This is a genomic window from Mycobacterium sp. DL592, assembly GCF_011694515.1.
In the GTDB taxonomy this organism is placed as follows: Bacteria; Actinomycetota; Actinomycetes; order Mycobacteriales; family Mycobacteriaceae; genus Mycobacterium.
The window spans coordinates 2,989,219-3,008,053 of the sequence record NZ_CP050192.1; the positions used below are offsets into that span (position 1 = coordinate 2,989,219).

20 protein-coding genes are annotated in these 18,835 nt (G+C 68.1%); 9 read left to right on the forward strand and 11 right to left on the reverse strand.

Annotated elements, in window-relative coordinates:
* Nucleotides 1-50: 50 nt before the first annotated feature.
* Complete coding sequence (locus HBE64_RS14390; RefSeq protein ID WP_167103299.1) at nucleotides 51-1,337, forward strand: cytochrome; 1,287 nt, start codon at nucleotides 51-53, stop codon at nucleotides 1,335-1,337.
* Nucleotides 1,338-1,350: 13 nt separating this feature from the next.
* Here HBE64_RS14390 and recX read toward each other — a convergent pair whose 3' ends face one another.
* The 4 genes from recX to HBE64_RS14410 form a co-directional block, all read right to left on the reverse strand.
* Nucleotides 1,351-1,872, reverse strand: a complete 522-nt coding sequence (recX, locus tag HBE64_RS14395) for a recombination regulator RecX (RefSeq protein ID WP_167103302.1) — start codon at nucleotides 1,870-1,872, stop codon at nucleotides 1,351-1,353.
* Nucleotides 1,841-2,896 (reverse strand): recombinase RecA, encoded by a 1,056-nt coding sequence (recA, locus tag HBE64_RS14400; protein WP_167103305.1) that lies wholly within the window; start codon nucleotides 2,894-2,896, stop codon nucleotides 1,841-1,843. Before recA ends, recX begins: the two co-directional genes overlap by 32 nt.
* A 167-nt stretch (nucleotides 2,897-3,063) precedes the next feature.
* Nucleotides 3,064-3,258 carry a DUF3046 domain-containing protein gene (locus HBE64_RS14405; RefSeq protein ID WP_167103309.1) on the reverse strand — a complete coding sequence of 65 codons (195 nt, stop codon included), beginning with the start codon at nucleotides 3,256-3,258 and terminating at the stop codon, nucleotides 3,064-3,066.
* Between the two features lie 9 nt (nucleotides 3,259-3,267).
* Nucleotides 3,268-4,434 carry a glycosyltransferase gene (locus HBE64_RS14410; RefSeq protein WP_167103312.1) on the reverse strand — a complete coding sequence of 389 codons (1,167 nt, stop codon included), beginning with the start codon at nucleotides 4,432-4,434 and terminating at the stop codon, nucleotides 3,268-3,270.
* A 41-nt stretch (nucleotides 4,435-4,475) separates the two neighbouring features.
* Between HBE64_RS14410 and HBE64_RS14415 the strand changes: the two genes are divergently transcribed.
* Entirely contained in the window at nucleotides 4,476-4,919 is a 444-nt protein-coding gene (locus tag HBE64_RS14415) for a limonene-1,2-epoxide hydrolase family protein (RefSeq protein ID WP_167103315.1), read from the forward strand.
* On the opposite strand, the gene HBE64_RS14420 is transcribed toward HBE64_RS14415, so the two are convergent.
* The 4 genes from HBE64_RS14420 to pgsA form a co-directional block, all read right to left on the reverse strand.
* On the reverse strand, nucleotides 4,916-5,746 hold the full coding sequence (locus tag HBE64_RS14420) for a hypothetical protein (protein WP_167103318.1): 831 nt from the start codon (nucleotides 5,744-5,746) through the stop codon (nucleotides 4,916-4,918). The two genes, HBE64_RS14415 and HBE64_RS14420, sit on opposite strands and share 4 nt — an antisense overlap.
* 15 nt (nucleotides 5,747-5,761) lie before the next feature.
* Nucleotides 5,762-6,571, reverse strand: a complete 810-nt coding sequence (gene pspA / locus HBE64_RS14425; RefSeq protein ID WP_167103321.1) for a phage shock protein PspA — start codon at nucleotides 6,569-6,571, stop codon at nucleotides 5,762-5,764.
* Between the two features lie 107 nt (nucleotides 6,572-6,678).
* Nucleotides 6,679-7,011, reverse strand: a complete 333-nt coding sequence (gene clgR, locus HBE64_RS14430) for a transcriptional regulator ClgR (protein ID WP_167109203.1) — start codon at nucleotides 7,009-7,011, stop codon at nucleotides 6,679-6,681.
* A gap of 95 nt (nucleotides 7,012-7,106) precedes the next feature.
* On the reverse strand, nucleotides 7,107-7,712 hold the full coding sequence (gene pgsA, locus HBE64_RS14435; protein WP_167103324.1) for a CDP-diacylglycerol--glycerol-3-phosphate 3-phosphatidyltransferase: 606 nt from the start codon (nucleotides 7,710-7,712) through the stop codon (nucleotides 7,107-7,109).
* Nucleotides 7,713-7,806: 94 nt separating this feature from the next.
* Between pgsA and HBE64_RS14440 the strand changes: the two genes are divergently transcribed.
* Nucleotides 7,807-8,292 carry an amino-acid N-acetyltransferase gene (locus HBE64_RS14440; protein ID WP_208300692.1) on the forward strand — a complete coding sequence of 162 codons (486 nt, stop codon included), beginning with the start codon at nucleotides 7,807-7,809 and terminating at the stop codon, nucleotides 8,290-8,292.
* Between the two features lie 122 nt (nucleotides 8,293-8,414).
* Complete coding sequence (locus HBE64_RS14445) at nucleotides 8,415-9,263, forward strand: endonuclease domain-containing protein (protein WP_167109205.1); 849 nt, start codon at nucleotides 8,415-8,417, stop codon at nucleotides 9,261-9,263.
* A 58-nt stretch (nucleotides 9,264-9,321) separates the two neighbouring features.
* Here the strand turns inward: HBE64_RS14445 and HBE64_RS14450 are convergent, their stop codons facing one another.
* A complete protein-coding gene (locus tag HBE64_RS14450; protein ID WP_167103330.1) occupies nucleotides 9,322-11,850 on the reverse strand; it encodes a DNA translocase FtsK in 2,529 nt (842 codons plus the stop codon).
* Between the two features lie 190 nt (nucleotides 11,851-12,040).
* Between HBE64_RS14450 and HBE64_RS14455 the strand changes: the two genes are divergently transcribed.
* Together HBE64_RS14455 and HBE64_RS14460 are read left to right on the forward strand one after the other, a co-directional pair.
* A complete protein-coding gene (locus HBE64_RS14455; RefSeq protein ID WP_167103333.1) occupies nucleotides 12,041-12,355 on the forward strand; it encodes a putative quinol monooxygenase in 315 nt (104 codons plus the stop codon).
* 2 nt (nucleotides 12,356-12,357) lie between these two features.
* Nucleotides 12,358-13,173, forward strand: a complete 816-nt coding sequence (locus HBE64_RS14460; protein ID WP_167103336.1) for a mycofactocin-coupled SDR family oxidoreductase — start codon at nucleotides 12,358-12,360, stop codon at nucleotides 13,171-13,173.
* On the opposite strand, the gene HBE64_RS14465 is transcribed toward HBE64_RS14460, so the two are convergent.
* Nucleotides 13,170-14,642, reverse strand: a complete 1,473-nt coding sequence (locus HBE64_RS14465) for a hypothetical protein (RefSeq protein ID WP_167103339.1) — start codon at nucleotides 14,640-14,642, stop codon at nucleotides 13,170-13,172. The genes HBE64_RS14460 and HBE64_RS14465 overlap by 4 nt on opposite strands.
* 80 nt (nucleotides 14,643-14,722) lie before the next feature.
* Here HBE64_RS14465 and HBE64_RS14470 point away from each other — a divergent pair, with 80 nt between their 5' ends.
* From HBE64_RS14470 to HBE64_RS14480, 3 genes are read left to right on the forward strand one after another with little or no spacing between them, the layout of a single operon-like run.
* Entirely contained in the window at nucleotides 14,723-15,259 is a 537-nt protein-coding gene (locus HBE64_RS14470; protein ID WP_167103342.1) for a dimethylamine monooxygenase subunit DmmA family protein, read from the forward strand.
* Nucleotides 15,256-16,182, forward strand: a complete 927-nt coding sequence (locus tag HBE64_RS14475; protein ID WP_167103345.1) for a PDR/VanB family oxidoreductase — start codon at nucleotides 15,256-15,258, stop codon at nucleotides 16,180-16,182. Before HBE64_RS14470 ends, HBE64_RS14475 begins: the two co-directional genes overlap by 4 nt.
* A gap of 5 nt (nucleotides 16,183-16,187) precedes the next feature.
* Nucleotides 16,188-17,168: a DUF3445 domain-containing protein gene (locus HBE64_RS14480; RefSeq protein WP_167109207.1), complete on the forward strand. Its 981-nt coding sequence runs from the start codon at nucleotides 16,188-16,190 to the stop codon at nucleotides 17,166-17,168.
* Here the strand turns inward: HBE64_RS14480 and HBE64_RS14485 are convergent.
* Nucleotides 17,155-18,834, reverse strand: a complete 1,680-nt coding sequence (locus HBE64_RS14485) for a ribonuclease J (protein WP_167103348.1) — start codon at nucleotides 18,832-18,834, stop codon at nucleotides 17,155-17,157. The two genes, HBE64_RS14480 and HBE64_RS14485, sit on opposite strands and share 14 nt — an antisense overlap.
* Nucleotide 18,835 lies beyond the last annotated feature (1 nt).

Below are 18,835 nucleotides of genomic sequence, written 5' to 3' on the forward strand. Positions count from 1 at the left end.
GCGCCCCGGGACGGTATCGTCAGCGTCGTGGCCACTAGCGACGGCTCCTAGTGCCGAACCCGCTCGCCGTTCTACCGGTCGCCGACGGCGTCGGGCTGCCATGGGATCTCGCGGTCGACGACGCGGTGGGCGCGATTGCGGCGGCACGCGAACGTTGTGGCGACACGTTTGTCGTACAGAGCGGGAGTGCGAAATACCTGTTCACCTTCTCGCCGGCCGGCGTCGAATCGTTCTACGCGCTGGCTGAGGAAGCGGCAAGTAAGGGTGTCGCGGACTTCCTCATGCTGAGGCGAAAGCTGCCCGACGAGGTTTTTGTCGGCAGACGACTACTGCCGAGTTCGCTGTTTCGCCGTGACGACGTCACGTCATACCTCGCGAATCTCGACCGTGCCCTCGACGCGACGGAGGCCGAACTCGTCGAGAGCGGCACCGTCGATCTGTTCGCACTGACCCGACGGCTCGGCCATCGCATGGGTTTGGCCTCTTGGGCGGGGCCCGGCTGCGCCGATGGGGAGGCGTTCGAGCGGCTGGTTCGCGCATTCGACGTGCTCGACGGTTCCGACGCCTTTGTTCACCCCGATGCGATGGCGGCCGTAGCCGCCTCGGGGATGCGGGCCGAGCGGGCTGCCCTGGAAGAGATTTCCGGGGTGATGGAAGCATCTCTGCAACACTATGATTCGATACCCGATCCCGGCGCGGGCTTGTTCAGCCGAATCGTCGATGCCTGGTCGCCTGAATCACGAGACGTCCGCAATCGCGGCATTGCGATGGACGTAGCGCTCATCCACATCGCCTCGATGTCGAACCTGATGGCAGCCCTCGGCTGGGCACTCGTCGACCTCATCCTTCATCCCGATCAACTGCGTCTGGTCGCGGGCGGCGATCGCGACCTCGCGACCAGCTGCGCCCTCGAAAGCACCCGGTTGGCGCAGCGTTCGATCATGGCCCGCGCCGTGTTGGAACCGGTCGCATTCGACACCGGCTCAGGCGTGGTCGATGTGCCGAAAGGCTGGACTATCGCGACGCTCCTGCCGCTACTGAACACATCCGCGGCTGCCGGCCTGGCGGAATGGGATCCCAGTCGGTGGCACCGGCACCGGCTTGTCAATGCACATGCCTTGGCGTCACCGATGCTGGTAACCGCCTTCGGGCACGGCAGGCATTCCTGTCCGGCACAGCCCTTTTCGTTGGCGGCGATGGCGATGGCGATGACCCGCCTCGCGAGTCGCTACGACCTGAGGCCCGAGTGGAACGATTACCCACGTCCGGTGCCCGCTCAGATCGGCGGCGTGGCGCGTGCGGCAGATCCGTGCGCGGTGCGCTACACAGCGCGCTGAACGTCCGCGGCGGCTAGACCCGTCGGCGCTCGCGTTCTGCCGCCAGGGCTTCGCTGACCACAGCAACCGCCATGTTCTGGCTGTAGCCGCGCCGGGCCAGCATGCCGACGAGGCGTCGCATCACCTTGGCGTCGTCGCTGTCGTCGGCAAGGACCTCCCGGCGCAGCTTGCGCTCCACCAGTTCCTCGGCCCGTTGCCGCTCGGCGCCCGCGTCGATGTCCTCGACCGCGGCGGCGATCACGTCGTCGTCGACTCCCTTGGTTCTCAGCTCAGCAACCAAGGCGCGCTTGCCTTTTCCGGCCCGCGCCCGCCGGGACCGCACCCACTGCTCGGCGAAGTCGGCGTCATCGATCAAGCCGACAGCGGCCAACCGGTCGAGCACCGACTCGGCGACATCCTCGGGATAGCCGCGCTTGTTCAGCTGGCCGGCCAACTCCGAACGCGTCCGCGACCGCACGGTGAGCAGGCGCAGGCACAGCGCGTGCGCCTGCTCTCCGCGCTTGTCAGAAGTCGACTGGGGCGGGCAGAACGTCATCGACGGCGAGCTCGTCAGTGATCACCGCACCGATACCGAGCTTCTCTTTGATCTTCTTCTCGATCTCGTTGCCCACGTCGGGGTTCTCGATGAGGAAGTTGCGGGCGTTCTCCTTGCCCTGGCCCAACTGCTCGCCATCGTAGGTGAACCACGATCCGGACTTGCGGATGAAGCCCTGATCGACGCCCATGTCGATGAGCGAACCCTCACGGCTGATGCCCTTGCCGTAGAGGATGTCGAACTCGGCCTGCTTGAACGGCGGGGACACCTTGTTCTTGACCACCTTGCAGCGGGTACGGTTGCCCACCGCGTCGGTGCCGTCCTTGAGCGTCTCGATGCGACGCACGTCCAGACGCACCGAGGCGTAGAACTTCAATGCCTTACCGCCCGTTGTGGTTTCGGGCGAGCCGAACATCACGCCGATCTTCTCGCGCAACTGGTTGATGAAGATCGCGGTGGTGCCCGAGTTGTTCAGCGCGCCGGTCATCTTGCGCAGCGCCTGGCTCATCAGGCGGGCCTGCAGACCGACGTGGCTGTCACCCATCTCGCCCTCGATCTCGGCGCGCGGCACCAGGGCGGCCACCGAGTCGATGACGATGAGGTCGATGGCCCCGGAGCGCACCAGCATGTCGGCGATCTCGAGCGCCTGCTCCCCGGTGTCGGGCTGGCTGACCAGCAGCGAGTCGGTGTCCACGCCGAGGTTGGCGGCGTACTCGGGGTCCAGGGCATGCTCGGCGTCGATGAACGCCGCGATGCCGCCGGCCGCCTGGGCGTTGGCCACCGCGTGCAGTGCGACGGTGGTCTTACCCGAGGATTCCGGGCCGTAAATCTCGACGATGCGGCCGCGGGGCAGGCCGCCGATGCCCAGCGCCACATCCAGGGCGATGGAGCCGGTCGGGATGACGGCGATCGGCTGACGGACCTCGTCACCGAGGCGCATCACCGAGCCTTTGCCGTGGTTCTTCTCGATCTGCGCGAGCGCGAGTTCAAGGGCTTTCTCGCGATCAGGGGCTTGCTGCGCCATGAGGGCTCCGTTCTCTCCGGTGTTCGGTTGACCGGTGTTGGTCAGTTGGCCGTGACGCTAGGACAAGGCACCGACAAAACTGGGACGGTCGAACTCCGACCACAATAACGAACATGTGTTCGAGGGCAAGTGAGGCACGCCGCGTGTCGCGATGAACAGGTTTGGTGTCACCACTGGTCGCGGGGCACGTCGAAATCGGCGCACAGTGCCCGCCAGATCTCGCGGGGCTCCACACCGGCCTCGATGGCCTGCGCGGCGGTCCGTCCACCCAGCTTGGTCAGCACGTGGTCCACCAGCAGGGAGGAGCCGCGAACCGGGCCGAACTGCGCCTCGACGAGTTCGTTGAATTCCGTCAGCCGCACGCCACCAACTTACCCAGCCACCGATTCGTGGCACACCTGTACCGGATCAGCGACCCCGGCGATGCTCTGCCCCGCACGCCGGGCCGCGTCCCGATAACGCGGCGAGGACAGCACCTCGCCCACCTCGGCCACCAGCGACTCGGCGGTCAGCGGCCGGATCAGCCGGGCACTGCCCTGGCGCACAACACGATTCGCCAGCTCCCACTGATCGCCGCCACCGGGGACAACGACCATCGGAACCGCGGCCAGCAAGGTCTTGGACAGCATGCCGTGCCCTCCCCCGCAGACCACCACGTCGGCGTGCGTGAGCAGCTCGTCCTGCCGGCCCAGTCCCACGCTCGCCCACGGCGGTACCTCGACATCGCCGCCGGCCAGCCGCGAGATCACCACCCGCGACCCGGCGGGCAGCGTCTGACCGGGGATCAGGTGACCCAGGGCCAGCTCGGCCAGCCCTTCGGCGCCGGTGGTGGCCGTCGAGGGGGCCACCACGACCACCGGCCCGGCACCGGGCGGGATCGGCAGCACGGCCGAGGTGGGTTCGAAATGCAGCGGACCGACGACGACGGCGTCGGCGGGCCAGTCCGGCCGCGGCACCTCCAGCGCCGGGAGGGTGGCGATCAGTCGGCGCAGCGGGCCCGGATCAGCGGCGGGTAGCCCGATGCCGACCCGGGCGGCGCTGCGCTGGCGCTCGCCGTCGCGCAGCGATCGGGCCGTCAGCGCGCGCATGATCGCGTCGCGCGCCCGCCCGCGCAGGCCTGTGCCGGGCGCCAGGCCGCTGCCGATGGGCGGCAGTCCCCGCGACGGCAGGTAGAGCGGATGCGGACTGAGCTCGACCCAGGGGCTGCCCATGAGCTCGGCGGCCATCCCCCCGCAGACGGTGATCGCATCGGAGACCACCAGATCGGGCTGGTGTTGCCGCAGCACCGGCACGTTGAGCACGGCCATCCGGGCGGCCCGCTGGTGGATCTTGGCGCCGGCGTCGCTGTCGTCGTCGCCGTCGACGGGATCCAGACCGGCCAGCTCGACAGCCTCCACACCGGCGGCCCGGGCCACCTCGAGACGCTCGGACCCGGTGAGCAGGACGGCCTGGTCGCCGGCGGCGGCGAACCGCAGGCACAGCGCGATCGCGGGAAACGCGTGGCCCGGATCGGGACCTGCCACCACCGCCACTCGCATCGGCCTACCCTGCCACAGCCGTCGCGCCTACCCTGGCCTACATGACCGAGCAGACCGCCAACGTGAGCACCGACGTCGACAACGCCCATACCGTCGAGGTCTTCCTTGCCGCCCTACAAGACAAGGATCTCGACACCGCGGGCGCCCAGCTCGACGCCACCCTCGTCTACGAGAACGTCGGCTTCCCCACCATCCACGGTCGGGCCCGCGCCATCAAGCTGTTCCGGGGCCTGCAGCGGCCGTTCCTGGGCTTCGAGGTGAAGATCCACCGGATCGCCGTCAATGGCGCGTCGGTGCTCACCGAGCGCACCGATGTGCTCGTCGTCGGTCCGCTGCGGATGCAATTCTGGGTGTGCGGGGTATTCGAGGTCCACAATGGCCGGATCACCTTGTGGCGGGACTACTTCGACATGTTCGACTTCACCAAGGCGTTCGCCCGCGGCGTGGTGGGTGTGGTGGTGCCGGCCCTGCGGCCGCGGCTCTAGGCCCGGCGCAGCTGGCCGAGCTCGTCGAACGCCTGCGACCAGCCGAGCAGCCGATCGGTGGCTCCTGAGAGCTCGTTGCGGTAGCGCTGCGCCGACATCGGCGAGCTCGACATCGAACCGGAGTTCGCCGCTGAGACCAGTTGAGCTGCGGCGGTCACCATCTCGTTGTACTGGCGCACCCCGGTGTTGAGCTGGGCGGTGAACGCGTTGATCGTCGGCGCCAGATACTCCCGCGAGTTCGGCGTCTCGAGCGCAGCGCGTTCCATCGACACCACCTCGGCCGCGGTGGCGGCCATGGTCGCCGCGCTGTGGTTGGCTGCGGCGGTCAGCTCACGAATCTCCTCGGGCGGCAACATGTTTCCGCGCTGCAACACACCGAGCAGGGAATGCAGGCCGCGCTCGGAAGCGCCCAGTGCCGACATCGACGGCCGCGCCGCCGAGCCGTGCGGCGGCATCCGGCGGCCGCTGAGCGCCCGTTGCGGCGGCAGCGGTTCACGACGCAGGAACCGATAGCGCAACAGGAACAGAGTGGCCGGCGCGGCCGCGCCCGCCGCGATCACCCCGGTGATCAACAACGCCCACACCGGGGTGTTCCACGTGGCCAGCAGGCCGGTGACGAAGATCCACAACGCTGTGGCAAAGGTGAAGAAAAGGCCGAAGCGCAACGCCCACCGACGCTTGCGCAGCAGCCGCGCGCGGGGATCGGCGGCGGCACTGAGCTTCTGTGCCGCCACATCGGCGTACTCGCTGGCGGTGTCGATCCCCCGCTGCAGCGTCGAACGCCATTGCCGCGAGAAGAAGCCCGGCTTGTCGGGTGTGACCGCCATCGAGAAGTTCGCCTCCTACTGGCCGAGGGGTTTTTCGGGTTCGGGGGTGCTGGCCGGGGTCGCCGGGGTCGCCGGTGCGGCGGCACCCCCAGCCGGTAGCGCGTCGCCGCGCATCGACGCCCGGATCTGTTCGAGCCGGGAGTGTCCGGCCATCTGCACGCTGGCCTGCTGGACTTCGAGCATCCGGCCTTGGACGGAGTTCTGGGCCAATTCGGCCTCGCCCATCGCGTTGGCGTAGCGACGTTCGATCTTGTCGCGCACCTCGTCGAGGCTGGGGGTGTTGCCGGGGGCGGCGATCTCGCTCATCGACCGCAGCGATGCACTGACCTGCTCCTGCATCTTTGCCTGCTCGAGCTGGCTGAGCAGCTTGGTGCGCTCGGCGATCTTGGTCTGCAGCATCATGGCGTTCTGCTCGACGGCCTTCTTGGCCTGGGCGGCTGCCTGCAGCGCCTGGTCGTGCAGGGTTTTGAGGTCTTCGACGCTCTGCTCGGCGGTGACCAGCTGCGCCGCGAACGCCTCGGCGGCATTGTTGTACTCGGTGGCCTTGGCGGCATCACCGGCGGCGACGGCCTGATCGGCCAGGGTCAGCGCCTGACGGACGTTGACCTGGAGCTTCTCGATGTCGGCGAGTTGACGGTTGAGCCGCATTTCCAGCTGACGCTGGTTGCCGATCACCTGGGCGGCCTGCTGGGTCAGCGCCTGGTGGGTACGTTGCGCCTCCTCGATGGCCTGCTGGATCTGCACCTTGGGATCGGCGTACTCGTCAACCTTGGAGTTGAAGAGCGCCATCAGGTACTTCCACGCCTTGACGAACGGATTGGCCATCAGTTAGCTCCGCCTTCGTATTGAGTGCCGTAAACGGTGATCGTTGCCCAATTTATCGGTTCGCGATGTCCGACCACACCCTTACAGCATGTCGGCAGGTCAACAGATCAGGCAACAGCCATCGCAACGGGGTGCGGAATGACCACCTTGGTACCCACCTCGACGACGGGCTCGTTCGGCACGGCGGTCAGCGTGGCGATCCGCTCGCGGACGGCCATCTTCTGTCCGGCGTCGGTCAACACCCGCGACAGCGGGACGTCAAGCGCACTGCAGATGGCACCCAGCAGCTCACTGGAGGCCTCCTTGCGGCCGCGTTCCACCTCGGAGAGATAGCCGAGGCTGACTCGTGCCGTATCGGACACCTCGCGAAGGGTGCGTCCCTGCGAGGTCCGGGCATCGCGCAGCACGTCACCGACCACCTCGCGCAGCAATACCGCCATCAGGCTGTCCTCCTCCATCAGTAGCAGCCATCACTGAAACGTCAGGCGGGTTCCATTTGGTTCCCGATCGCGCCGAACGGGCGATGTCGGCCAGGTCAGCGGCCTGCGGACCGGGCCCGCGAGTCCCTGGCCGCCGAGACGACGTAGTCGACGCCGGTGGCGACGGTCAGCACGATCGCCGCCCACATCACCACCCAGGCCACGGTCAGCCACGCGGGCGGCCAGTTGTGCAGCGGCAGCACGAACAACCCGATCGCGACCGCCTGGACCAGGGTTTTCAGCTTGCCGCCGCGGCTGGCCGGGATCACCCCGCGGCGTAGCACCGCGAACCGCAGCAGCGTGATTCCGATCTCACGGACCAGGATCACGATGGTCACCCACCACGGCAGGTCGCCGAGCATCGACAGCCCGATCAGCGCGGCGCCGATGAGCATCTTGTCGGCGATCGGGTCGGCCAGTTTGCCGAATTCGGTGACCAGTCCGTAGGCCCGGGCCAGCGAACCGTCGAGGCGATCAGTGATCACCGCGACCGCGAAAATCGCGAATGCGGTTATCCGACTGGATGATTCGTGTCCGTCACCGGCGAACAGGAAGAGCAGGAAGACCGGGACCAGGACGAGCCTGATACCGGTCAGGAAATTGGCGAGGTTGGCGACTCGTACACGCGGGACCGCTGGACCGCTTGGGGTTTGTCCCGACACGACGATCACAATATCGGTTGGCAGTCGGACCTCCCGCGCCCGATACTCTGCACCCGTGAGCGAGTGGCCCGAACAGACCAGCACCACGACCCTTGTGGTGCGTCGTGCCCGCACCTCCGACGTCCCCGACATTAAGCGCCTCGTCGACACCTACGCCGGCAAGATCCTGCTGGAGAAGAACCTGGTCACGCTGTACGAGGCGGTCCAGGAGTTCTGGGTCGCCGAGTTCGCCGGCGAGGTCGTCGGCTGCGGCGCCCTGCACGTGCTGTGGGCAGATCTGGGCGAGGTTCGCACTGTCGCCGTCGACCCCAAGGTCAAGGGCACCGGTGTCGGGCACGCGATCGTGCGGCGCCTGCTCGAGGTCGCCCGTGAGCTCGAGCTGCAGCGGCTGTTCGTACTGACCTTCGAGACCGAGTTCTTCGGGCGGCACGGGTTCAGCGAGATCGAGGGCACGCCCGTCACGGCCGAGGTCTACGAGGAGATGTGCCGCTCGTATGACATCGGTGTCGCGGAGTTCCTCGACCTGTCGTATGTGAAGCCGAACATTCTCGGCAACACGCGGATGCTGTTGATCCTCTAGAAACTCATTGAGTGAGCGTCGACGCAGCGATCGGTCAGGCTTTCGCAGTCTTCAACGCTCACTGAATGATGTTGTGGATAGCCGACAGCGGGCACGTGAGTCGGCTGGCAGCGTTGGGCGGCATGACGCGGGTGTTCGTCGGCACTGAGGCGTTGGCGGCTGGGCGAGTAAACCGCTATCAGCTCGCCAACACCCATCAGCGCCTGTTCCCGGATGTTTACGCCCCGCGCGGAGCCCTGACACTTCTGGACCGCACCGAAGCGGCCTGGCTGTGGTCGGGGCGGCAGGCGACGGTCACCGGCCGCGCAGCAGCGGCGCTGCACGGTGCACGATGGGTTGATCCTGACACTCCCATCGAGCTCAACTTCACCAACAATCGCTGCCCGCGCGGGATTGTCACCCGCCGCGAGACACTGCTGGCCGCCGAACTCACGCACCGCGGCGGCTTACCCGTCACAACGATCACCCGAACGGCATTCGATCTCGCGCGGCGGGCTACCGGCCGCCGCGGCATCGCGGACCTGGACGCGCTGGCCAACGCAACCCGCTTCCGGGACAGCGATGTCCTCGAGATCGCTGACGCGCACCCCCATCTACGAGGCGTCCGGCGACTGCCTTCCATGCTGTCGGCCGTCGACGCCGGCGCGCAGTCACCACAGGAGACATACCTGCGGCTTGACCTCGTCGCCGCGGGCTTCCCCCGGCCGAGCACACAGATCCCCGTCCTGCGACCGTGCGGTCGCCGATACTTTCTGGACATGGGGTGGCCAGACATCAAGGTGGCCGTCGAGTACGACGGTGAGCACCACCGCACCAGTCGGACCGCCTACACCATCGATGTGGAGCGACACGACTACCTGATGTCGATCGGTTGGATCGTGGTGCGTGTGCTGGCCGATCACCGCCGTGCAGACGTCATCAGCCGCGTGCAGCGGGCGTGGGACGCCCGGTCGACCAGAGCCGCAAGTTGATTGAGTGCTCACGTGGCATTCCGTACTGCGATGTGCGACGTGAGCGCTCAATCAACCTCTAGAACTCGTCCTCGTCGGCGTCGCCGCCGTTGGCATCGGAACCGCCGCGGATCAGCATCAGGGTGCCGGCCAACTCGTCGGGCTTGACCAGCACCTCGCGCGCCTTGGAGCCTTCCGAAGGCCCGACGATGCCGCGGGTCTCCATCAGGTCCATCAGACGGCCTGCCTTGGCGAAGCCGACCCGCAGCTTGCGCTGCAACATCGAGGTGGAACCGAACTGGCTGGACACCACGAGCTCGACGGCCTGCAGGAAGACGTCCATGTCGTCACCGATGTCGGGGTCGACATCGGTGCGCTCGCCGGAGGGTTTGGCGGCCGTGACGCCGTCGGTGTAGTCCGGCTCGGCCTGGTCCTTGCAGGCCTGCACGACGGCCTGGATCTCTTCGTCGGTGATGTAGGCGCCTTGCAGGCGCAGCGGCTTGCTCGCACCCATCGGCAGGTACAGCCCGTCGCCCATGCCGATCAGCTTCTCCGCACCCGGCTGATCCAGGATGACCCGGCTGTCGGTGAGCGACGAGGTGGCGAACGCCAGCCGCGACGGCACGTTGGTCTTGATCAGACCGGTGACGACGTCGACTGATGGCCGCTGGGTGGCCAGCACCAGGTGAATGCCTGCCGCACGGGCCTTTTGGGTGATACGCACGATGGCGTCCTCGACGTCGCGCGGTGCGGTCATCATCAGGTCGGCCAACTCGTCGACGATCGCGATGATGTACGGGTAGGGCTTGTACACGCGCTGGCTGCCCAGCGGTGTGGTGATCTCACCGGAGCGGACCTTGGCGTTGAAGTCGTCGATGTGACGCACCCGCGAGGCCTGCATGTCCTGGTAGCGCTGTTCCATCTCCTCGACCAGCCAGGCCAAGGCCGCCGCGGCCTTCTTAGGCTGGGTGATGATCGGGGTGATCAGATGCGGAATGCCTTCGTACGGCGTGAGTTCCACCATCTTGGGGTCGATGAGGATCATCCGCACTTCATCAGGGGTGGCCCGCGCCAGCAGTGAGACGAGCATCGAGTTGACGAAGCTGGACTTGCCCGAACCGGTGGAGCCGGCGACCAGCAGGTGCGGCATCTTGGCCAGGTTGGCCGAGATGAAGTCGCCTTCGATGTCCTTGCCGAGCCCGATGACCAGCGGGTGGTGGTCACGACGGGTGGACGGCGCGGTCAGGACATCGGCCAGGCGCACCATCTCCCGGTCGGTGTTGGGCACCTCGATGCCGACGGCGGACTTGCCCGGGATCGGGGCGAGCATCCGGACGCTCTCGGTAGCCACCGCGTAGGCGATATTGCGTTGCAGCGCAGTGATTTTCTCGACCTTCACCCCGGGGCCGAGTTCGACCTCGTAGCGGGTGACGGTCGGTCCCCTGGTGCAGCCGGTGACGGCGGCGTCGACCTTGAACTGCTGCAGCACCGAGGTGATGGAGTCGGCCATCTGATCGTTGGCTGCGGTGCGCCGCTTGGGCGGGTCGCCCGCGACGAGCAGGTCCAGCGGGGGCAGGTGGTAGGGCCCTTCGACGACCCGGTCCAGCACCTTGGCGTCCAGCGCCTTGGTGTCCTGCTTGGAGGTCTCCTGCGTCGGGGTGTCCGACTTCTTGCGGCGGGCTTTCGCCGGCTCGGGGATGGTCGGGGCGTCGTCGTCGAGCGGGTAGTTGTCATACGGCGTGCCGGCCGGTTTCGGGGTTCCCGGCCACGACGGCGCCTCGTCCTCGTAGGTGCGGGGGTCGTCGTAGTAGCCGTCGGAGAAGTCATCGGGCTCGGCGAGCTGAGGCGCCTGCGGCTCCTCGTCGTCGTACTCGTCGTCGTCGTCGTAGTGCGCCCGCGTGCTGAACATGGCGTACAGCGTCTCGGGCAGTTCGCGGATGGTGGTGCCCGACAGCAGCAGAACACCGAACAGCGCCGCCATGATCAGCAACGGGGTCGCGATCCATGGGGTGACGCCGTCGGCCAGCGGTCCCCCGATGGCGAAGCCGATGAATCCGCCGGCGTGCTGGCGGGCCGCCGGTTCCAGCGGGGCACCCGACCACAGGTGCCACAGCCCGAGCACCGGCAGGGTGACCATGGCGACGCCCAGGATCAGGCGCGGCCGCGCCTCAGGGTTGGGTTCGGTGCGCATCAGCAGCACCGCGATGACGGCGAACGCCAGCGGCAGCAGGACCACCGCGCCGCCGACGAAGGTCCGCAGCACGGAGTCGATCCATGCCCCGACCGGGCGGGCGGCGTCGAACCAGGAACTGGCGGCGACGACGACGGCGACGGCCAGCAGGCCCAGAGCGATGCCGTCGCGGCGGTGGTGCGGCTCGATGTCGCGGGCGCGGCCCACCGAGCGTGCGGTGGAGCCCGCGCCCTTGGCCACCATCAGCCAGGTGGCCCGGGCCGCCCGGCCGCTGGCGGCCGCGGCGGAGGCCACTGGTGAGGCGGTGCGCTTCTTGGCGGGGGGCTTACGCCGGGGTGCGGCCGGTTTAGCCGGTCGCGAAGCACCCTTTGACCTGGTCGTTCGCGCGCCAGAGCGAGCGGCCGTCTTATTCGCCATATTCGCAAGACTAGTCGCATCTGCCTCATCTGCACCATCTGCAACACGAATTTCCTGGCGGCTGTTGCCAACCTGCGACCAAGCGGGGTTTGGGCGCGCTTATCGCCGCTGAGCGGTCAAAACCGCGCCCGAAGCCGAGCAAGTTATTGTAAGCGGCGTCACAGCCAATCTCAGCGAGGAGCGCCCCCCGATGCCCGTGGTCGTCGTTGCCAGTTTCACCGCCAAGCCCGAGTCCGTGGACGCCGTGCGCGAATCCTGCAAGAAGGCCATTGCCGCGGTCCACGACGAGCCCGGCTGCCAGCTGTACTCGCTGCACGAAACCGACCGGACCTTCGTGTTCGTCGAGCAGTGGGCCGACGAGGATGCCCTCAAGACGCACAGCACCGCACCCGCCATCGGCGCCCTGTTCGGCGAGATCGGCGAGCACCTCGACGGCGCCCCCGACATCAAGGTGCTCACCCCCGTGGTCGCAGGCGACCCGGCCAAGGGTCAGCTGCGGGCCTGACCATGGGTGAACTCGACGGCAAGGTCGCGTTCATCACCGGCGCGGCCCGCGGTCAGGGCCGCGCGCATGCGGTCAAGCTGGCCTCGGAAGGCGCCAGCATCATCGCGGTCGACCTGTGCGATCAGATCGCCAGCGTGCCCTACCCGCTGGCCACCGCCGAGGACATGGCCGCCACGGTCAAACTCGTCGAGGACACCGGTGCGCGCATCGTCGCCCGCGAGGCCGATGTCCGCGACCGGGCCGCACTCAAAGCGGCTCTCAAAGAGGGCATCGCCGAACTGGGCCGCCTGGACATCGTGATCGCCAACGCCGGCATCGCCCCGATGGCCGATGAATCCGCCTGGCAGGACGTCATCGACGTGAACCTGACCGGCGTCTATCACACCGTCGACGTGGCGATGCGTCCGCTGATCAAGCAGGGTCAGGGCGGGTCGATCGTGCTGACCAGTTCGGTGGCCGGGCTGGTCGGCATCGGCGCGCCGGTTGCCGGGTCGCTGGGCTACACGGTCGCCAAGCACGGTGTGGTCGGACTGATGCGGGCGTACGCCAATTTCCTTGCGGCCTTCAACATCCGGGTCAACTCGGTGCATCCGGCCGGCGTGAACACCCCGATGATCGACAACGAGTTCACCCGCTCCTGGCTCGACGGGCTGGCCCAGCAGAACCTCGGCGGGCCCGATATGAGCAACGCGTTGCCGGTGCAGACGTTGGAACCGGAGGACATCGCCAATGCGGTGTACTTCCTGGTTTCCGAGGCCGGGCGCTACGTCACCGGTGTCACGCTGCCGGTGGACGCGGGCTACGTCAACAAGCGCTAGACGAAGTCGAACAGGCCGTCGCCGACCCGCACCGGCGCGCCAATGATGTCCCGCGACAACGCTTGTGCCATCACGTCGTGGTCATGGCTGCGCGCGACGGTGCGCTGCCCGTCGGCCAGGTCGACCACGATGATGGCCCGCTCGGGCTGCTGGCCCTCGAACACCACGGTGTAGGCCACGATCCGGCCCTCCCCTGTCGCGTCGACGACGACGGGGAGGCCGGGCTCGGCTTCGGCGACCGCGTCGGTGACATCGACGGTCTCGAACGGGTTGGAACCGGCTGACGCGGCGATCACCAACGCCCCCTGCTTGCTGTAAAGCCCACTGACACAACTGATCAGGGCCGTCTGGGTATCCGGCGCAGCGAGCCGGTCAGCCGCGGCGGCGATCGCATGCAACACGTAACTGTTGAGCGGACCGCCGGCGAACGACATGCCTCCGGTCAGGGTCAGATCCCGGCCGGGCGGCACGCGCAACGCCTCCGCCCCGATGAGCACCGGTGCGGGAAACGCGGAATACAGGTCGAGCAACGGGATCTGGGCGGTGTCCAGCCCGGTGCGGCGGGTGATCTCCTCGGCAATGATCCGCATCGACGACGGCTGGCTGAGCCGGGTCCGGCCCGACACCGGAACGACGTGGTTGGACTCCACGGCGATCAGCGGGTAGCGCCGTGCGCTGCGCGGCACACCGAGCTCGTCGGCGTAGCCCTCGGTGGTGATCAGCAGCGCGCAACCCTGGTCGACGGTCCAGGTGGTCACCATCAGCTTGGGGTACGGGAAGGCGACCATCGGGTTGGCCGGCGACGGGTCGCGCAGGTCGCTGGGACGGTAGGGCGTGCGACGGACCGCGTCGGGGTTGCCGGCGGCGATCTCGGCGAAGCGGGCGTACAGCTGGGCGAGATGGTCGCGGTGGTCCTCGACACTGATGCCGTGGCGGCTGCGCCAGAAGCTGTCGATCAGGGCGTAGTAGGCCGGGGTGGCGGCCAGCCCGGCGGCGGTCTCGGCCGGGTGGCTCATGGCCTCGTCGAAGGCCGGTGATCGCAGCGACTCGTCGGGCGTGACGCCCTCGTCCTGGACGGTGACGGCGGCCTCCTGCCCCGCGGCGGCCGACCGGACCTTGCGGTAGTGCGCTTCGGCACCCACGACCAGGGCCAGCCGGTGGGCGCCGGTTTGGACCGCGCGGCAGGCCTCGCTGACCAGGGTGTGCTGCATGACGCCGATGTGGGCGAGCACGGTGTGCGCGCCCGCGGCGCAGATCCGCTCGGCCACCAGGGCGGCCGGGTCGGCGTAGCGGGTCAGGCCCGCGGTGGCCCCGATCCAGTCCACCGCGCTGCCCGGGATGTCCGCGAGTGCGCCGAGGGCCGCCACGGCCATCAACTCCGCCGCCTCTTTACCGTCGCGGGGATCGGCGTCGCGCCGGCTCACCGCCTGCCAGCCGATCAGGACGGGTGTCGACGGGTCAGCAGGCATGACGAGCTTTGTACCACCCGGCCCGGCCGACCTCTTCCGGCAGGCACGCGGGGCCCACCCGCGGATAGGATCGCGGGGCGATGAGTCCCAACCTGGCCCTGACCAGCGTCCCGCCGTGGGCCGTCGAGGAAGTTCGCCCACCTGCCGACCTGTCCGGGCGATCGTGGACGGTGCTCGCGATCGGGACCGACGCCGAACCGGTCGCCCAGCAGTGGGCCGCCGAGGTCGGGTCCCACCATGCAGGCGCGGCACTTCGGATCCATCACGTCAGCGACGCCGAGGCGGCGTGTTCGGTGCTGGCCGCCGATGTGGCCGACGCCGTGGTCGGATGGCGCCTGTTGCTGGCCGGTCCGGCGCACGCGTGCCTGCGGGTACGTTCACGGGCGATCGACCTCGGGGTCGGCGATGACGAGATGACAGTCGCCACGACCGAGGTCAACACCCGCACGGTGTACTGCGCGCACTGCCGGCACGTCAGCACCGCCGAGATCGAGTTGACCGGCGAGCTGCCGTGTACGGGCTGTGGCCGGCGGCTGTTCGTCCACTATCACGTGTCGCGGCGAGTGGGCAGCCATCTCGGCTTCGCGACCCACGCCGACCGGGCCGACGCGCCGTGACGACGATCAGTGTGCAGGTCGTCGGCATCGACGACGGTGTGCCCGGGATCCGGACGCTGACCCTGGCGCGTCCCGACCGAGCCCCGCTGCCGCCGTTCACCCCGGGCAGCCACATCGTCATCGAGTACGACGGCGGCGCGAACGCCTACTCACTGACCGGTGATACGACCGCGCCCCGCGAGTACGTCGTGTCGGTGCTGGAATGCCCGGACGGGCGGGGCGGCTCACGCTGGATCCACGCGCTGAGCCTCGGGGACGCCCTCGAAATCCGTGCGCCGCGTAGCGCGTTCGCGCCGGTGCTCGGCGCTCGGCGCCATCTGCTGATCGCCGCCGGGATCGGCATCACCCCGATGGTGTCGCACCTGCGCAGCGCCCGGCGGTGGGGACGCGATGCACAGCTGCTCTACATCCACCGTGAGGGCCGCGGTGCCTATGTGGAGGACATCAAGTCGCTGACCGACAACGCACGGTTCTTCACCGAGCGGTCGGCGTTCCTCGCCGAACTGACGGCGACGCTGGGTGATTCGCCGCTGGGCACGCACGCCTACATCTGCGGGCCGGCGACGTTCATCGACGACGTGGTGAACGCGGCTGCGGAGCTCGGCTGGCCGCCGAGCCGCATCCATGTCGAACACTTCGGTGGAGACCTGGCCCCCGGCGAGCCCTTCGAAGCCGAATTGATCAGCAGCGGAACCACATTCGTTGTCGACTCCGGGGTGTCGCTGCTGGAGGCACTGGAGGCGCACGGGGTCGCGGTACCGAGCATGTGCCGCCAGGGGGTCTGCGGGGAATGCCGGGTGGCGGTGCGCTCCGGTTTGCTGCTGCACCGCGACCTGTATCTGAGCGAGGCGGAGAAGGAAGCGGGGGACGCGATGATGGCCTGCGTGTCGAGGGCACACGGCCGCCTGGAGGTGGACCTGTGAGCACGCTGGTGTCCGCGCCCGATCTGGTGGCGTCGTTCCCGTTCCCGTACTCCGGTGACGCCTACCGGTACAGCACCAACCTCGAGCCGGCCGGCACCACGGTGAGAACCCTTGCCGGACAGTGGGGTCAGCAGGTCATCCACATCGACAGCGAATACCGCCAGGAGCTGGCCGAGCGGCAGCGCATCCTGGCGGCCGACCCCACCCGGCATGCCGCGCTGCCGCATATGCGGGTGGCGTGCTGGGACACCATGGTTGTGCTGATGACCGAGCTGGCCACCAGCTATCCCGACTCGATGTCCCTGAGCCGCGACGGCGAGGTGTGGCACTGGCGCAACGAACTGCTCGGCATCACCCAGGATTTCGTGATCGGTGACGAGTCCACGCTGCCGTGCGAGCCGCTGGCCTACATCGCCGGGCAGGTGCAGGACGACATCGTCCTGCTCGACCAGCGCGACGGCGACCTGTTCGCCGACGCCGGTGTGGTGACCTTCGCCGCGGGCTGGTCGTTCGGCTTCGACGTGGGCATGACGTTCCTGGAGATCCACGGTCCGGTGCCGCGGCTGCGGGAATCCGGGGTGATCACCCGGGCCCGCGAGTTCCTGATGCGGTTGCAGCCCAACCAGATCTACCGGCGGACCAACTGGTCGATGACAGTCGGCCGACGGCTCGACGTGTCCACCGAGACGATGCCCGAGTGGCTGCCCGACAAGGGTGAACTCGACGCCCTCGGCGACGAGGAGTTCGGCCGGCTGGTGCATCTGCGTGTCGAGGTGCAGCATCTGATCCGGCTGGCCGAATCCGGCGCCATCTGCTTCCTGATCCGCAGTTACATGCTGCCGCTGGCCGACATCGCGACCGTCGAGCAGTGGCGGGATCGCACGGCGGCGGTGCTGGCCGAACTGCCCGAGGACATGGCCGACTACAAGGGCATCCTGGCCTATCGCGACCGTGCGGTGGACTGGTTGCGGTCTAGACCTCGATGACGGTCGGCACGATCATCGGCTGGCGGCGGTAGGTCTCCCCCACCCACTTGCCCACGGTGCGCCGTACCGCCTGCGCGATGCGCACCGGATCGGTGACGTTGTCGGCGGCAAGGGATTCCAGGGCAGCTTCGACCTTGAGTGTCACCGGATCGAGGGCCTTGGGATCCTCCGAGAAACCCCGGGAATGCAGTTGCGGCGGGGCGGCGAGCCGGCCGGTGCCGCGGCGCAGCACCAAGGTGATCGCCACGAAACCCGAACTCAGGGTCAGCCGCTCGCCGAGCGTCGCATCTCCGACATCGCCGGTGATGAGGCCGTCGACGAACATCTTGCCGACCGGCACCGCCCCGGCGATGCTGGCCACACCGGACATCAGATCGACGCTGACCCCGTTCTCGGTCAACAGAATTCGGTCTTCGGGGACGCCGGTACCGGCAGCCAGCTTGGCGTTGGCCCGCAGCATCCGCCAGGTGCCGTGGACCGGCATCACGTTGCGGGGGCGGACACCGTTGTAGAGGAACAGCAGCTCGCCGGAATAGGCGTGACCCGAGACGTGCACTCGCACTTGCTGATTGGTGACGACACGCGCGCCGATCTTGGCCAGGCCGTCCATCACACCGTAGACCGCCTCCTCGTTGCCGGGGATCAGCGAGGACGACAGGATGATCAGGTCGTCGGAGGTGATGGTGATGCTGCGATGCTCACCGCGCGACATCCGCGACAGCGCCGCCATCGGCTCGCCCTGAGTACCGGTGGTGATCAGCACGACCTGCCCGGGCAGCATCTCCTCGGCAGCGCCGATGTCGACGACATCGCGGTCCTCGATACTCAGGAATCCCAGGTCCTTCGCGATGCCCATGTTGCGGACCATCGAGCGGCCGACGAAGGACACCTTGCGGCCCAATGCCACGGCGGCGTCGATGATCTGCTGGACCCGGTCGACGTTGGAGGCGAAGCAGGCGACGATCACCCGCTGCCCCTCGGCGCCGCGGATGAGCCGGTGCAGGGTGGGCCCGACTTCGCTCTCCGACGGCCCCACGCCGGGCAGCTCGGAGTTGGTCGAGTCGCACAGGAACAGGTCCACTCCCGCGTCGCCGAGACGCGACATGCCGGGCAGGTCGGTGGGACGGCCGTCGAGCGGCAGCTGGTCGAGTTTGATGTCGCCGGTGTGCAGGACAACTCCGGCGCCGGTGTGGATGGCGATGGCCAGCGCGTCGGGGATCGAATGGTTCACCGCGAAGTATTGGCATTCGAAAACGCCGTGGGCGCTTCGGGTGCCTTCGGAGACTTCGACGAACACCGGGTTGATGCGGTGTTCGCGGCATTTCGCGGCGACCAGGGCGAGGGTGAACTTCGAGCCCACGATCGGGATGTCGCCACGGAGCTTGAGCAGGAACGGGATCGCGCCGATGTGGTCTTCGTGGGCGTGGGTGAGCACGAGCGCTTCGATGTCGTCGAGGCGGTGCTCGATGAGGCGGATGTCGGGCAGGATCAGGTCCACACCCGGCTCGTCGTGGGTGGGGAACAGTGCCCCGCAGTCGACGATCAGCAGTCGGCCCAGGTGCTCGAAGACCATCATGTTGCGCCCGATTTCGCCGACCCCGCCCAGCGGGGTGACGCGCAGCGCCCCCGGGGCCAGCGGTCCCGGGGGTGTCAGGTCGGTGTTCACG

Bases quoted from the DNA above. Each gene is read 5' to 3' on its own strand.
- recX (WP_167103302.1), bottom strand. From the start codon at position 1,872: ATGACGTTCTGCCCGCCCCAGTCGACTTCTGACAAGCGCGGAGAGCAG.
- recA (WP_167103305.1), bottom strand. From the start codon at position 2,896: ATGGCGCAGCAAGCCCCTGATCGCGAGAAAGCCCTTGAACTCGCGCTC.
- HBE64_RS14410 (WP_167103312.1), bottom strand. From the start codon at position 4,434: ATGCGAGTGGCGGTGGTGGCAGGTCCCGATCCGGGCCACGCGTTTCCC.
- HBE64_RS14415 (WP_167103315.1), top strand. From the start codon at position 4,476: ATGACCGAGCAGACCGCCAACGTGAGCACCGACGTCGACAACGCCCAT.
- HBE64_RS14420 (WP_167103318.1), bottom strand. From the start codon at position 5,746: ATGGCGGTCACACCCGACAAGCCGGGCTTCTTCTCGCGGCAATGGCGT.
- pspA (WP_167103321.1), bottom strand. From the start codon at position 6,571: ATGGCCAATCCGTTCGTCAAGGCGTGGAAGTACCTGATGGCGCTCTTC.
- clgR (WP_167109203.1), bottom strand. From the start codon at position 7,011: ATGGCGGTATTGCTGCGCGAGGTGGTCGGTGACGTGCTGCGCGATGCC.
- HBE64_RS14445 (WP_167109205.1), top strand. From the start codon at position 8,415: ATGACGCGGGTGTTCGTCGGCACTGAGGCGTTGGCGGCTGGGCGAGTA.
- HBE64_RS14450 (WP_167103330.1), bottom strand. From the start codon at position 11,850: ATGGCGAATAAGACGGCCGCTCGCTCTGGCGCGCGAACGACCAGGTCA.
- HBE64_RS14455 (WP_167103333.1), top strand. From the start codon at position 12,041: ATGCCCGTGGTCGTCGTTGCCAGTTTCACCGCCAAGCCCGAGTCCGTG.
- HBE64_RS14460 (WP_167103336.1), top strand. From the start codon at position 12,358: ATGGGTGAACTCGACGGCAAGGTCGCGTTCATCACCGGCGCGGCCCGC.
- HBE64_RS14465 (WP_167103339.1), bottom strand. From the start codon at position 14,642: ATGCCTGCTGACCCGTCGACACCCGTCCTGATCGGCTGGCAGGCGGTG.
- HBE64_RS14470 (WP_167103342.1), top strand. From the start codon at position 14,723: ATGAGTCCCAACCTGGCCCTGACCAGCGTCCCGCCGTGGGCCGTCGAG.